Raw genomic sequence first — 12,349 nt, 5'->3', positions numbered from 1 at the left:
AGGATTCATGTCTATTGCGCAATCTCCTCCTTGATCGTTTAGTCTGACTGAATGGTAGATGTCCTCGGGCTGCGGGTGCTGGTGGCGGTCGCCGACGCCGGCAGCGTGACGGGAGCGGCGCGAGAACTCGGGTACAGCCCCTCGAACGTGACCCAGCACCTCCGACGCCTGGAGAGGGCCATGGACGCCCCCATGGTCGAGAGGTCGGGTCGCCGCATCATCCTCACAGACCGCGCGCAGGTCCTGGTGGACCGTGGCCGCCACCTGCTCCTGGAGCTCGATGACCTGGTCGACCGCACGGCCCTGGTACCTTCCGGCGCGATTGACGTCGGCGCGTTCCCCACGGGCCTGCGCGGCCTCCTCGTCCCGGCTGTCGCCACGCTTGCCAGGGACGTCCCTGCTCTGCGGATCCGCCCCCGCGAACTGGAGCCGGACGAGGCGCTGGACCGTCTCCGTGCGGGGCGGCTCCACGCCGCGATCGTCAAGGAGTGGGGAGCGACCCGCTCGCACGAGGACGACGTCGTGCGGGAGCAGACGCTCGGCATCGACCCCATCGACGCCATCCTCCCCGCCGAGCACGCGCTGGCACGTGAGCCCTCGCTCACGTTGCAGGATCTGGCAGAGCAGGCATGGGCGCTCACGCCGCGCGAGGATCCTTCGTACCGCGACTGGTTCGCCAGCCATCAGAAGGTCCTCGCCCTTCGACCCCGGACGATCTACGAAGCGAGCGAGTTCGCCTCTCTGATCAGCTTCGTCGAGCACGGCCTCGCCATCACCGCGCTGCCCCGGCTCGGGCGCGGGCCGCTCCCGACCACCGTGGTACCCGTGCCGCTCAGCGACCCAGACGCGCACCGGACGATCTCCATCGCGACCCGCCGGACCTCGCAGTCCTCCCCGAACCTGGTGTCGCTGATCGCCGCGCTGCGCGAGCAGGCGAGCACGGCCCTGTCCAAGGGGTAGGCGGTGGGCTCCGCCATGGCCCCTCTCCGAAGAAAGAAAACCAGCCCGCGCCTTGCAGCTACGGGCTGATCATGATGGGCAAGACCCTAGCCCGCGCAAACCACGAACGACAAGCACGTCCGCAAACGAGCGTCTGTGAGACGGATCTGACGCGACCGCTGCTCCCTGGCGATCCGTGCGACACGACGAGGACAGACTTCTCTCACAATTGGTTTGTCACAAACCCCCGATAGAATGGACACGAGGCCGACGCAGCGTCGGCCGGGGCCTGTCCACACTCGACTCACTCTGGGCCCAGGGCTCTCAGACGCCGGGCATCGGGGCTCTCCGCCAGACCACTGGGGAGAGCGATGGACATCGGCTACGCGCGCGTATCGCGCAACGACCAGATCCTCGATCGGCAGATCGACGAGCTCGAGGCGGCAGGCTGCGAGCGGGTCTTCACCGAGAAGGCCTCGGGCAGCAAGGAATCCAAGCGTCCTGAGTTCGATCTCTGCCTCCGCACCCTTCGCACGGGTGATCGGCTCGTCGTCACCGAGTTGTCGCGACTTGGCCGGCACATGGGCGAGCTCGCGAACCTCAGCGAGCAGTTGAAGAAGCTCGGCGTCGGTCTGCGGATCCTTAACTTCGGCATCGACACTTCGTCGCCCTCGGGGGCGTTCTTCTTCAACATCATCGCGGCCGTCGCCCAGATGGAGCGAGAGCTCCTCATCGAGCGCACGCGCTCCGGCCTCGCCGCGGCTCGCGCCCAGGGACGCGTGGGCGGGAGGAAGCGCTCGATCACGGCCAAGCAGCTCGCGAAGGCGCAGGCGCTCTACGACGAGCACCGGTTCACGATGGCGGAGATCGCGCGGGTCTGCGAGACCAGCCCGGCGACGCTCTACCGGTACCTGGAGATCGAGGGCGGAAAGTGAGCATCCGACTCGTGGGCATCGGTCCAGCTGGGCGGGGCCGGGAGGGTCGTTGGATGGGCGCGTCCGGTCCGAGGACTTCGGCGTCGCCCCGCCAGGCGCTGGACCAGGGGTCCCGTGCCGCACGAGCGCCACCGGAACGAGAGCAAGGAGGCGGACACAGACATCCACTGAAGGAGAGCATCATGCGCATTACCAGCACGACCACGATCAAGAAGGCCATCGCCTGCACGGTCGTCGGCATCGGACTGGCCGCCGGCCTCGTCGCCTGCTCGGGAGGCTCGGGCCTCAGCGGCGAGTACTACGACGACGAGGGCCAGCTCGTCATCCAGGGCGACTCAGTCGCCTTCTATCCCTTCGGCTGCTCGGACGCCGTCGAGGGCGAAGCGGTCCTCGAGAGCGAGCCGAGCGCCGAGGGCGGGCTCTCGGAGGACGGCGCGCAGGTCGTCTGGGCCTCCGACGACGAGCACCTCGGGAGCGACCGCATCGGGGGCTCGTCCGCACTGGTCGCCCCTGGCACCGGCGATGCGGTCGAGCTGGACGGCCGCCGATTCTTCGCGATGGACAAGGGCGAGGCCGTGAGCGGGTACGACGGGATGTGCTGACGTCGGTGGCCGCTTCGACGTCACATGCCGTCTGGGAGCGGCGATGCCGCTTCTCGGCGGGCGGAGCCCGCCCGGGGGAGGGCTTGGAGGGACTCGGCGTCGAGGCGGGTCCCTCCGACCTCGACATCCCTCGGCACGAACGGAGTTCACGATGTACGACGACCTGACCAGCGACGAGTTCCGCGGCTTCGACGAGGCAGAACGGCTCATGAGCCACTACTGCGCCCGGGCGCGGGTCCACGCACGGCTCGACCAGACCGACTTCCTCGCCGACGGCGCAGTAGCGGCGGTCCACGTCGAGAACACCTCGCGGGCCGACCGGGTCTTCCTTTCGGCGTTCGACCGCTCCGGACGGCTGCTGCGCGGCGACACGGCCTACATCGACGATCCCTCTCAGCGCTTCGACGTCACGCCCGAGTTCGACCACGACTTCGCTGGCATGGCCGTGCCCGAAGAATCCGAGCTCGCCGAGGCCATCGCCCGCGAGGACGGTTGGGTCGTCAGCATGAACGCCGTACGGGAGTACGACCCGTTTGAGGATCGCCGTACCACCCAGCGCGCAGTGTTCCTGGCACACCTCGGCGACATGATGAACGACGGGCGCGCACGAGGATTCGTGCTCGGTCGGCTCGGCGATTCCGAGTCGCCGTCGTAGTCCGTCTGCAAAGAAGAAGCCCACCCCGCCGCGCGGCGGGGTGGGCTTCTTTTTCTTCTTCTGTCGTCTACTCGTCCGGAATGGCCGGCATCGCGGTCGAGCCTCCCTTCCGAAGATGGAGCCGTGCGGTGATGAGGACGCCGACGACGATCCCGGAGACCACGGTGTTCAGGACGAGGAAGCAGCCCACGCCCAACTGGAGCGGGATCAGCTCAGTGCTCCCGGCCGTCGTCCAAACCAGCAGCGCGATGAGCGCCAGGCCCCCGGCGAAGCCGTATGCGAAGCCCTCGCCGTCGAGGCGACCGAGCTGCTCGCCGTCGCGGCGATGGCGCATCGCGAAGACGGCGCGGTGGGGGAGGAGCGCAGGCGCGATGACGGTGAGAGCGGCGGTCGCTTCCTTCCTGATGGCGGAACCCCACCAGCGCCAGGAGCGCCACCAGCCCGTCGGGAAGTCGGTCCGGGCCTGGGCGTGGACGGTGCTGTGCATCATTTCCTACTCCTTCTCTTCGCGCTTGTGGTTGATCTTGGGAGGCGGCACGGGCCTCTCGGCCGCTCGCCGCGGCTTGGCCGGGGCCTGCTGCTGCGGCCTCGGCTGCTCGGAGCCGATGGACGGCTTCGAGGCCTTGGTCTTCTGCGCAGAGGACTTCGGAGCCGAGGCGGGGGCACCCGGAACCAGAGCCGGAGCCGTGGACAGGACCTGCGGTCCCTCCGTGGGAGCCGACTGCTTCGGAGCGGTCGAGCCGGTCATCGGCTGAGGGGTGGACGGCCGCCGGGTCGAGCCCGAGGCCACCGACCGATCGACCTGCACCCGCCGCTGGCCCTGCTGCGGCCGCTGGCCCGCGGACTGCACGGCCTGCGGCTGCTGGACAGGACGGTGAGCAGACCGACGTCCAGACTGGGGCGGTGCCGAGCTCGGTGCCTTGCCCTGCGACTGACCCTGATGGACAGACGCCGGGGACGAACCGGCTGCACGGGTCGGCCGCTGCGTGACCAGTCCCGGGACCTCACGGCCATGAAACGGCTGCCCCTGGGTCGGACGCACCGCTCGCGATCCAGACGTCCTCGCACTCGGATCAGGCGCGCTGCCCGTCGCAGCGGACGGGGAGAGCGCGCCCGGCGTCGCCGGGGTCCCGGCACGGCCGGGGCTGAGTGCCGCAGCACCCGTCGTGCCCACGCGAGACCGCGGCCCCTGCCCGGTGCCCGGAAGAGCAGCGCCGCCGGAGCCGTGGACCTGAGCGCCCTGCGTCGGATGCTGGCCAACTCCGGCCTGGCCCTTCGGCTGCTGCCCCTTGGCCGCCCGGCTGGCCTCCGTGCTCGACGTGGGAGCGCTGCTCGACGCAGCCGGGACTCCCGCCGAGGCGGGGTTGCTTGCACGACCCGGCCTCAGCTGCGCCGGACCGCTGGTGCCAGCGGTGAACCGAGCGCCCATCTGCCCACGGCCGTCCTGGCCCGTGGCCTGAGCGCCCTGCTGTCCGGTGCCGAACTGGGTCGAAAACGACTGTGCGGCGATCGCCTTGCGACCCCCGCTGGTGCGGTGTGCGCTCTCGGAGCCGATGGCTGCCGTGCTGTGACGGCCGTTGCTCTGACCATTGCCCTGGCCCACCTGCTTAGCGCCATTGGGCTCAGAGCCCCCCTGTGCGCTGCCGAAGCCGGTCTGACCGCCGCGCGACGACGATCCTGCGCGGCTGCCGCCTTCAGCGCTCGACTGATTCTGCGTCTGACCGGACTGCCGGTTCCTGCCTCCGTGCGGGCCCTGCTGGTCGCCAGTGCTGTAGCCGAGGTTCGACAGGCCGCCCCTGCTGCTCAGGCTCTGCGCGGTCTCCTTGTCGGAGCGCGAGCTGCCCGGCTTGCCGCTGGTGAGCTGCAGCGGGCCGCTCTTGTCGCCGTCGGAGCCTGCGCCCGCCGACAGGGCGAGCGCACCGCTGCCTTCGATCGCGCGACCACCCTGGTCACCGCCGCGAGGGCCTTCGCCAGCCTGGCTGGAGTCGCCGCCGCCGGGACCGATCGCGAGCTTCTGTCCGGCAGGCGGGAGGCCCCGCTGGCCGTTGAGGCCGCCCGCGTTCGTCGACTGGTTCTTGCCCGTCGGCTGCCCCGTGGGCTTCGGGCCCTTCGAACCGCCGCCGACCTTGCCACCGATGCCCGATGCGAGCTTCTGCCCGGCCGCAGCTCCGGCACCGGTGCCCAGCGCCTGCGCCGGCGACGGCATCGATCCAGCCTTGTCCGCCTTGGACGGGGTTCCCGTCTCGAGGAACTTGTCCGCGAGCTTGGTGAACACCTCGTCCATCGCCTGCAGCACGACCTTGCGCACCCGCAGGAGGGCGAAGGTCACGCCCATGACCAGCAGCGAAGAGACGATGGTCAGGAGCACGACGATGATCCCTCCGAGCACCGGGCTGCCGAACAGGCCGCCGGGCTCCACCATGCTCGAGACGGGTCCGGCGATGATGTCCGGGATGGAGATCAGCAGCTCCGAGACGAACTGGTAGACGAACAGCGTGACGATGACCTCGAGGATCAGCGCGGTCGAATAGACCACCACCTTCGCGATGGCGGAGAGGGCTCCGAGCGTGGCGAACGGGATCGCAGCCACGAGGCTGAAGGTGCGCTTGACCGCTCCAGCCAGCATCCCGATGGCGTACCAGAAGCCGAGCAGCACGATGCACCCCAGGACCGTCACGGCGTTGTGCCAGTACATGAACTTCGCCGGGCCGGTTCCGACCTGGCTCACGGCCATGTGGTCCTCGCGGGTCAGGCCGCTGGTGACGTTGTTCGAGCTGTACATCGTCAGCGAGTCGGGTCCGAACCCGGTGTTCAGGTAGTTGTAGGCCGAGAGAGCCGACAGATTGCACGAGGCGAGGTTCCCGTCCGCGTCCATGACGCTGAACCCGCAGTCCTGCTTGCTGCCTGGGGTCGTGAACGTCGTCGAGCTCCCGCCAGGGTTCGACGAGGCCAGGCCTTCCGTGCCCGCGGTCGCGAGGACGGGGTGCTCACTCGGCGCGGGGCCGTCCTGCTCGCCGAACTCCTTCACGTCGCCGTAGCTGCGGTCGTCGACGAACCACTCCTTCTTCTCGCCGTCGGCGACGTCCAGGTCCGTGATCGCGCTCTTGATGCCCGACTCGAAGTCCGACGCCGAGGTGATCTGGCCAGAGATGTACTTGTTCAGGATCCCGAAGGTAGAGAAAACTGCCTCGACGTCGTCTCCCGCCGAGCCGCCGACGTCGACGGTGCCTGCGCGCCACGCGGCCTCGGCGTCGCTCGTCTTCGTGCCGACCGAGATTCCGCCGAAGTCGCTGTTCGCCTGGGCATTGATCGCCAGTGCGGAGTTGCGGACCGACATCAAGGACTCGGATCCCGCCTGGCCGTCCTCCCAGGAGATCGTCGCCTGGTCGGGCACGGAGAGGCGGTCGTTCATCATCCAGGCCTCGAAGTCCACGTAGGTGGAGAGGACCACGCGGGTCGGACCCGAGTGCTGTCCGAGCAGCGAGTCGTCGAACTTGTCGAGGACGCCGGTGTACATCGAGCCCAGCAGCGGCAGGCCCACGCCGATGAAGACGATGCGGACGATCAGCTTCTTGATCGCCGAGCCGCGGTCCATCTTCTTGAACAGGACCAGGCCGATGAGCAGGAAGCCGATGAACAGCGGGACCAGCGCCTCCCAAGCGATGGACTGCAGCAGTCCGTACCAGCTCGAGATCCAGTGCTGCAGGCCCGCCAGGGCCCCGCCTCCGGCGTCGTCGCCGGTCATGCCGTCGGCCAGCTCCTGCTGGTGCGCGCTGTCGGTGCTGCCGCTCGCGTCCGCCACCCCGGCGACCGCCTGGTAGAACCACATGAAGGGGTTGATCGCCTTGAGCAGCTGGATGATCACGTAGAAGACGGTGCCCACGGCGAGGGCCAGGAGGTAGAGGACCCAGATGACGGACCCGCCGATCATGGACATGATCTGCCCGCCGATGCCCGAGGACATGGTGTCCAGGCCGAGGTCCGCGTTCGCCGCGCCGAAGTGGGCGTAGTCGAGCATGCCCGCGTACGCGTTCCCGTCCTCGCCGCTGGACGTCCTGAGGGTGTCGTACGTGATCGTCTGCGTCGAGCCCGTGGCCTCGGCGAAGAGCCACCCGATCACGTCGCCCATGCTGAAATCCGGGTCGGCGTAGCCGAGCATGTCGCCGCCCGTGGCGGGACTGCGCGTGATCGCGTTCCAGTCCTCGTGCAGGCCGTCGCCGCCGTCGGGCGAGTTCTTCTCCCCGAAGTAGGTCGAGGCGTTCGAGGCGAGCTGGTAAAGGGAGTAGTTGGCGCGCTCGTCCTCTCCGTCCGCGTGAGCCGCCGGCGCGAAGGACGTCATGAGCAGCGGCACGATGAGCGCGGCGAGCAGCGCGACGCCGAGCAGGCGCAGTGGGGCGAAGCGGCCGCCGGCAGTGATCGCGGCGTTCATCGCGCCTCACCGCCGTCGGACGAGTCGACGAACTGTGCGTCCAACCATGCGTCGAGATCGGAGAGGTAGTAGCGGACCTCGCCGCCGATCTTCTGGAAACGGGGGCCGTATCGGCGCATGCGCCACTTGCGCAAGGTGCCGTCGGTAACGCCGAGATAGTCAGCAGCGGAAGCGGAGTTAGTGAAGTCGCGGCCCTCGTGGCGGGCGTCGGCGCGAATTTTCTCGCGAATGGTCGTCGTGAAGGTCAAAGCCGGTCTCCTGGACTTGGATGATCATCAAGTCCAGGCCCGGCGTTACCTGGTAGCGCAGGCTATTACGCCAAGACGCTTCGACGAGAGCGGCTCCCTTCCTCGACAGGAGGGGATCTCAGAGAAGCTCATCGTCCGGCGGACTACCCCACGGAGGGTCGCCCTTCGTGTGTTCAATTGTACTTGGGCGTTGACCGCTGTTCCAGGCTGCAACGGCCACAACGGCACGTTCTGGCTCGGATACCAGGAAGAAAAATAGTTCAGCTCATTCGCCGTACCCGCGCTCTCGATGCAACTGCGTGACTTCGGCACCGAGGCGCTCCCCGCCGTCTTCGACGAACCGCTCCCTGTCGCCGGGCTCGAGCTCGAGGTCACCGGTCACGCCATGCTCCGCCTCGAACTGCGCCAGGCGCTGATCGACGAAGCGCTCGAAGCTGCGACGGTAGGAGCGCCCGCTCGGATCCGTCCGGTCGAGGTACTCCTCGACGAGGCGGGGGACCGGCTGGGCCCGGAGCCGCTCGAGGTAGGTCTTGAGCGCCTCATCGGCGCGCAGCTTCGCCGCGGCCCGCTCGGCCTCGTAGCACTCCGTGCGCACTTCGTCCCGCGTCTCCTCGATGATGCGCCGGCGCATCCGCGGCAGCGCCGCCTCTCGCTCGTCGAGCTCGGCGGAGCGCGCGTCGAACTCGCTTCGGATCTCGGCCACCTTCTCGTTGAACTCCGCGACCTTCGCGCTGTTGACCTCCGCCCGGGACCGAGCGCCCTCCAGTGCGGCCTTCGCCTCGGCGGCGGCGTCCATCGCCGCCTCGAACTCGGGCTTCGACAGCTCCTTGCCGTGCCGCTCGGAGACCTCCTCCTGCACGGGCCAGCCGAGCGCGACCATGTGCTGCCGGAAACCAGCCTGATGATCCCGCATCTTCGCCGGTCCGCTGATCTGGCGGCCGCGGTCGTCCGTCACTTCTCGGTGAGAGCCATACGCCTGGTTGTGCTCCGTCCGCAGCGCATTGGGTCGATCCTCGGGAGCCTTGGGGTCCGGCGCGAACGGGTCGGCCATGATCTGGATGTGAGGCGTCGACTCGTCGAAGTTCGTCGCCCAGCCGTGGATCGCTTCCGGACCGCCTGGGACGACGTGACCACTTAGGCGGTCGACCGCGTCGTTGAAGTAGCGCATGGCCTCGTCGTGATCCCGTGCGACCCAGCGCGACCTGGACATCGGCTGGCCCGTGACCGGATCCAGGCGCTCGGACCCGTCGGCGTTCAGCCTCGGGTAGTAGTCGCGGATCTCCACGCACATCGTCTTCGGGAGGTGGACCACGAAGAGGTTCGTCGCCACCTGCTTCTCGTTGATCTTCCGGCGTACCCGCTTCGCTCGGGCATCGCCGTAGTCAAGGACCTCCTTGATGCTCTTCGGGGCGCGGAACCCGCCAGCGCCGTCGTTGACGAAGGCAGCGTTCAAACGCGCCTTGGCGGGCACGATGGAGGGGTTCCTCGCTGCGTGACGCTTGACGTCCTTCGCGTCCAGGTGCCGCATCGACTCGTGGAGGATGGCGCGCCTGTCGGCGCGGTTGCCGCTCGCTCCATGGGGGACGTTCTTGAGGTGGAAGGCAGCGTGTCCGGTCTGCTCGCCCATGGGGATTCCTCGCTTTCAGTTTGGTGAGGTCTTCGGACGCCAATCGGTCCCTGGCTGGACCGCTCGGCAGCGCTCCAACGACGGACGGGGACCCCTACCGCTCCGCGGCCTCGACCATCGCTGGAGCGCGCCATTCCTTGTCTCGGGGTGCTCTCCGACAACCGGGCCCCTGCACCCAGTTGTTGGAGCCTCTGGCACCCCGAGACAAGGAATGTCATAGCCCCGTATGACATTCACTCGCTTCGCTCCTGAATGTCCGGGGCCCTCCGGGGGCCGCTGCCCGGGCAGCCTGCCTGAGCGCGGAACGCGCGGGCTTCGCTCGCCGCCCAACTGGGACGGCTCACGGCGCGCCGTGGCCACGTCTGCGAAGGTCTCCGCGCCGACGAACTCGAGGGCAGACCTGAGGCCGCCACGACCGCGCGCAACGTTGAGGCTCTGACCGACATGGACCATTGCGGGTCTCGCGACGGTCCTACAGCGGTCTCGACCTGGGCCGGCTCCGGTCCCGTGAGACGCTGGCCTCTTCGAGGGCTCCTTATGGTCGCGTCCTGGACCTCCGAAGGGCGCTGCAGGGTTTCGATTGGAGCTTGTCCCGGGTGCTCGGAGCCCTGGCCCTTCCGAGGTCTCAGCGCGGTCTTCAGAGCGGCGTCCAATGGTCCCCAAAGGGGCCGATTCAGGGCTCGGGCAGGACGCGCCCCGCCCCGGTCCCCATGCGGTCCCGAAGAGGGCCTCAGCGGGGCTCATGATGGTCCCTCGTGGCGCTTCGGAGGTCGCGGAGCCCTCCGGCGTGAGCCATTGCGTCGAGCACGCACCGCAGCGCGGCAGGGTCGAGGCCCGTGACGGCGTCGCCCAGGTCGACCGGATGATTGGCGCTGGCGAGGGAAGCCGCGATCGCCAGCACGCGGCGCTCCCCGCCGCTCAGATGGCCGCACTCGGCCGAAGCGGTGTCGGCGTCAAACCAGAACGCGCCGAAGCTCCCTGGGCGAACCCAGGGGCCTTCGACGAGGCTGCCGCCGCCACCGAGCAGTAGCGCGACGGTCGCCTCCAGGGCGAGGTCGCCTCGTGCCCAGACGCGGAGGGCAACGGCGCTGCGGCCGGCGGCGGAGGTCATCGCCTGTCCCCGGCCTTCACCGCGTAGAGGGTCCGGGCCGATGCACCCTCGGAGCGGCCGCCGCCCATGTCCACTTTCGTCCAAGGGACCGGCTTCTGGCACCGGCTGCCGAAGTGCTCGTGGGCGCTCCACGTGCACGGGCCGAGCATCTGGCCCAACCAGCCGTCGATCTTCTGCTCGGTGGCGGCAGCATGGCCTGGACGGTCCGCCAGGTACTGGCTGAGCATCGCGTCTACGCCCTGGGTGCCCAGCCCCAGCCTGCTCCCGCGCCTGAAGTCCCGGGCGGCCATAGCGGCGGCTTGCGCGCTCGAGGCAGCGCAGCGCGTCGAACAGCGGCGGGAGCACCTCCTGCAGCTCGGCCTTCGTGACATCCGTGAAGCAGCAGACGTCGCCCACCTCCCACGACGGCATCTGGACCCGAAGGTCGGGGGAGCCCTTGATCGTCCCGCCGGCGAGAAGGCGCTGCTCCAGGCGATCAGCGCGCGCATGGTATTCGGCGGCCGACTCCCGGAAGTACCTGAGGTACTCGACCGTGGTGCCACGAGGCATCCTTGTGGCGCGGATGACGGCGCGATTCATGCTGCATCTCCAATCGTGTCAGCGCAGTCGTTGTCAGCACCGGGGATCGCGGCCCGCGCCCTCCGCTGCTGCGCCTCACGCACGGCCTTGGCGGCGGCGTCCGGGCCGCTCGCACCGCCCGCGGCCATCCAGGCCTCGTAGACGTCGCGGCGCATGAACCCCCGCACCTGGCGGGGAGCGGACTTCGCCAGCGCGTCGCCCCCGAAGCGACCGCGCTCGGCCTCGTACTGCCACTTGTTCACGTCGTCGGCGTAGTGGAACTCGTCGAGCACGGGCTCGCGCTCGGTGAGCCAGGTGCGCGTGCTGAGCTTGCGGTCAGCGCCGTCGGAGGTCTGCGGGACGGCCCAGATGTTGGCGTCGAAGCACTCCTTGATGTCCTTCGTGAACTGCTCGGCCCCCACCGGATTGGAGCCTTCGCGGTTCTCCTTCAGCCACGCCACGTAGAGCGCCCGGACCATCGGGAACGGGACGAACGGGCGGAGGAACTCTTCCTTGTACTCCTCGAAGAACGCGAGCACGGTATTGGTCCTGGTCCGGTGCTCCTGCAGCGCCTGCTTGACGCTGGACGGCTCGTCGAGCTCCCAGAACTTTGGCATCTCGACGAGCACCTTGTACGCCATGTACTCGCACACCTCGCGGCGCTGGAGATAGTCGTCCTTGATCGCCTTGTCCTTGACGCCGTCGTCGAAGCGCTGTGTCATCGGGACGATCGCGACGCGGCGGTCCATCGACTTGGTCTTGTCGCGGAAGTTCAGGTCGCCGTTCAGGGTCAGGATGGTGAGGAGCGCCGGCTTGTAGGTGATCGGGTCCTTGTGCTTCCGGTCGATCTCGATCGGATCGTTCGTGATGATCGACTTCAGGTCCGTGGCATCCTTGATGAACTCGCCCACCGGGGTCTCATCGGGGATGTTCAGGCGCGCGCCGATCAGCTGCGACTTGCCGAACTGCGACCCGTAACGCTTCAGCGGCACGCTCCGGCAGTTGCGGGAGCCGATCATCGCGCGGATGTGCGCCAGGATCGTGCCCTTGCCGTTAGACCCCGTCTCGGAGAAGAGGCACGGCATCTTCTGCCAGTCATGGGCAGGCCGGAACGCAGCGCCGACCACGTGCTGGATGTAGGACCTAGTGCCCTCGTCGGGGACCGTCCCGGCCCACCACTCGTCGTAGTTCCAGGTCGTGCCGTCCTCACGCGTGATCGTGACGGCGGAGCCCGGGTGCTGCCGG

General features: G+C 68.6%; 11 protein-coding genes. 4 read left to right on the top strand and 7 right to left on the bottom strand.

Annotation, left to right across the window (positions count from 1 at the left end; genetic code table 11):
• Positions 1 to 51: 51 nt before the first annotated feature.
• The 4 genes from RIN46_RS08875 to RIN46_RS08860 all read left to right on the top strand — a co-directional run bounded on the left by RIN46_RS08875 (position 52) and on the right by RIN46_RS08860 (position 3,131).
• On the top strand, positions 52 to 960 hold the full coding sequence (locus RIN46_RS08875; protein WP_309082306.1) for a LysR family transcriptional regulator: 909 nt from the start codon (positions 52 to 54) through the stop codon (positions 958 to 960).
• A gap of 350 nt (positions 961 to 1,310) precedes the next feature.
• Positions 1,311 to 1,874, top strand: coding sequence for a recombinase family protein (locus RIN46_RS08870; protein WP_309082307.1), 564 nt, complete (start codon positions 1,311 to 1,313; stop codon positions 1,872 to 1,874).
• Between the two features lie 182 nt (positions 1,875 to 2,056).
• A complete protein-coding gene (locus tag RIN46_RS08865) occupies positions 2,057 to 2,476 on the top strand; it encodes a hypothetical protein (protein ID WP_309082308.1) in 420 nt (139 codons plus the stop codon).
• A 151-nt stretch (positions 2,477 to 2,627) separates the two neighbouring features.
• Positions 2,628 to 3,131: a hypothetical protein gene (locus RIN46_RS08860; RefSeq protein WP_309082309.1), complete on the top strand. Its 504-nt coding sequence runs from the start codon at positions 2,628 to 2,630 to the stop codon at positions 3,129 to 3,131.
• 67 nt (positions 3,132 to 3,198) lie between these two features.
• Here RIN46_RS08860 and RIN46_RS08855 read toward each other — a convergent pair whose 3' ends face one another.
• From RIN46_RS08855 to RIN46_RS08825, 7 genes are all read right to left on the bottom strand, one after another.
• A complete protein-coding gene (locus RIN46_RS08855; RefSeq protein ID WP_309082310.1) occupies positions 3,199 to 3,621 on the bottom strand; it encodes a hypothetical protein in 423 nt (140 codons plus the stop codon).
• Positions 3,622 to 3,624: 3 nt separating this feature from the next.
• Positions 3,625 to 7,560, bottom strand: coding sequence for a hypothetical protein (locus tag RIN46_RS08850; RefSeq protein ID WP_309082311.1), 3,936 nt, complete (start codon positions 7,558 to 7,560; stop codon positions 3,625 to 3,627).
• Positions 7,557 to 7,808, bottom strand: a complete 252-nt coding sequence (locus RIN46_RS08845) for a helix-turn-helix domain-containing protein (protein ID WP_309082312.1) — start codon at positions 7,806 to 7,808, stop codon at positions 7,557 to 7,559. The genes RIN46_RS08850 and RIN46_RS08845 overlap by 4 nt, the downstream gene beginning before the upstream one ends.
• Positions 7,809 to 8,073: 265 nt before the next feature.
• Positions 8,074 to 9,435, bottom strand: coding sequence for a hypothetical protein (locus RIN46_RS08840; RefSeq protein ID WP_309082313.1), 1,362 nt, complete (start codon positions 9,433 to 9,435; stop codon positions 8,074 to 8,076).
• 730 nt (positions 9,436 to 10,165) lie between these two features.
• Positions 10,166 to 10,546 carry a hypothetical protein gene (locus RIN46_RS08835; protein WP_309082314.1) on the bottom strand — a complete coding sequence of 127 codons (381 nt, stop codon included), beginning with the start codon at positions 10,544 to 10,546 and terminating at the stop codon, positions 10,166 to 10,168.
• The gene (locus RIN46_RS08830; protein WP_309082315.1) at positions 10,543 to 10,836 is read right to left on the bottom strand and encodes a hypothetical protein; all 294 of its coding nucleotides are present in this window, start codon (positions 10,834 to 10,836) and stop codon (positions 10,543 to 10,545) included. Before RIN46_RS08830 ends, RIN46_RS08835 begins: the two co-directional genes overlap by 4 nt.
• 285 nt (positions 10,837 to 11,121) lie before the next feature.
• Positions 11,122 to 12,321, bottom strand: coding sequence for a phage/plasmid primase, P4 family (locus tag RIN46_RS08825; protein ID WP_309109457.1), 1,200 nt, complete (start codon positions 12,319 to 12,321; stop codon positions 11,122 to 11,124).
• Positions 12,322 to 12,349: the final 28 nt, after the last annotated feature.

It is taken from the genome of Zhihengliuella sp., assembly GCF_031178195.1.
In the GTDB taxonomy this organism is placed as follows: Bacteria; Actinomycetota; Actinomycetes; order Actinomycetales; family Micrococcaceae; genus Zhihengliuella.
Note: the sequence above shows the minus strand (reverse complement) of the source record. Positions and strands in the feature narration are given on the sequence as shown.

Excerpts from the sequence above, each read along its gene's own strand:
- RIN46_RS08875 (WP_309082306.1), top strand. The coding sequence starts at position 52 with ATGGTAGATGTCCTCGGGCTGCGGGTGCTGGTGGCGGTCGCCGACGCC.
- RIN46_RS08870 (WP_309082307.1), top strand. The coding sequence starts at position 1,311 with ATGGACATCGGCTACGCGCGCGTATCGCGCAACGACCAGATCCTCGAT.
- RIN46_RS08865 (WP_309082308.1), top strand. The coding sequence starts at position 2,057 with ATGCGCATTACCAGCACGACCACGATCAAGAAGGCCATCGCCTGCACG.
- RIN46_RS08860 (WP_309082309.1), top strand. The coding sequence starts at position 2,628 with ATGTACGACGACCTGACCAGCGACGAGTTCCGCGGCTTCGACGAGGCA.
- RIN46_RS08855 (WP_309082310.1), bottom strand. The coding sequence starts at position 3,621 with ATGATGCACAGCACCGTCCACGCCCAGGCCCGGACCGACTTCCCGACG.
- RIN46_RS08850 (WP_309082311.1), bottom strand. The coding sequence starts at position 7,560 with ATGAACGCCGCGATCACTGCCGGCGGCCGCTTCGCCCCACTGCGCCTG.
- RIN46_RS08840 (WP_309082313.1), bottom strand. The coding sequence starts at position 9,435 with ATGGGCGAGCAGACCGGACACGCTGCCTTCCACCTCAAGAACGTCCCC.
- RIN46_RS08835 (WP_309082314.1), bottom strand. The coding sequence starts at position 10,546 with ATGACCTCCGCCGCCGGCCGCAGCGCCGTTGCCCTCCGCGTCTGGGCA.
- RIN46_RS08830 (WP_309082315.1), bottom strand. The coding sequence starts at position 10,836 with ATGGCCGCCCGGGACTTCAGGCGCGGGAGCAGGCTGGGGCTGGGCACC.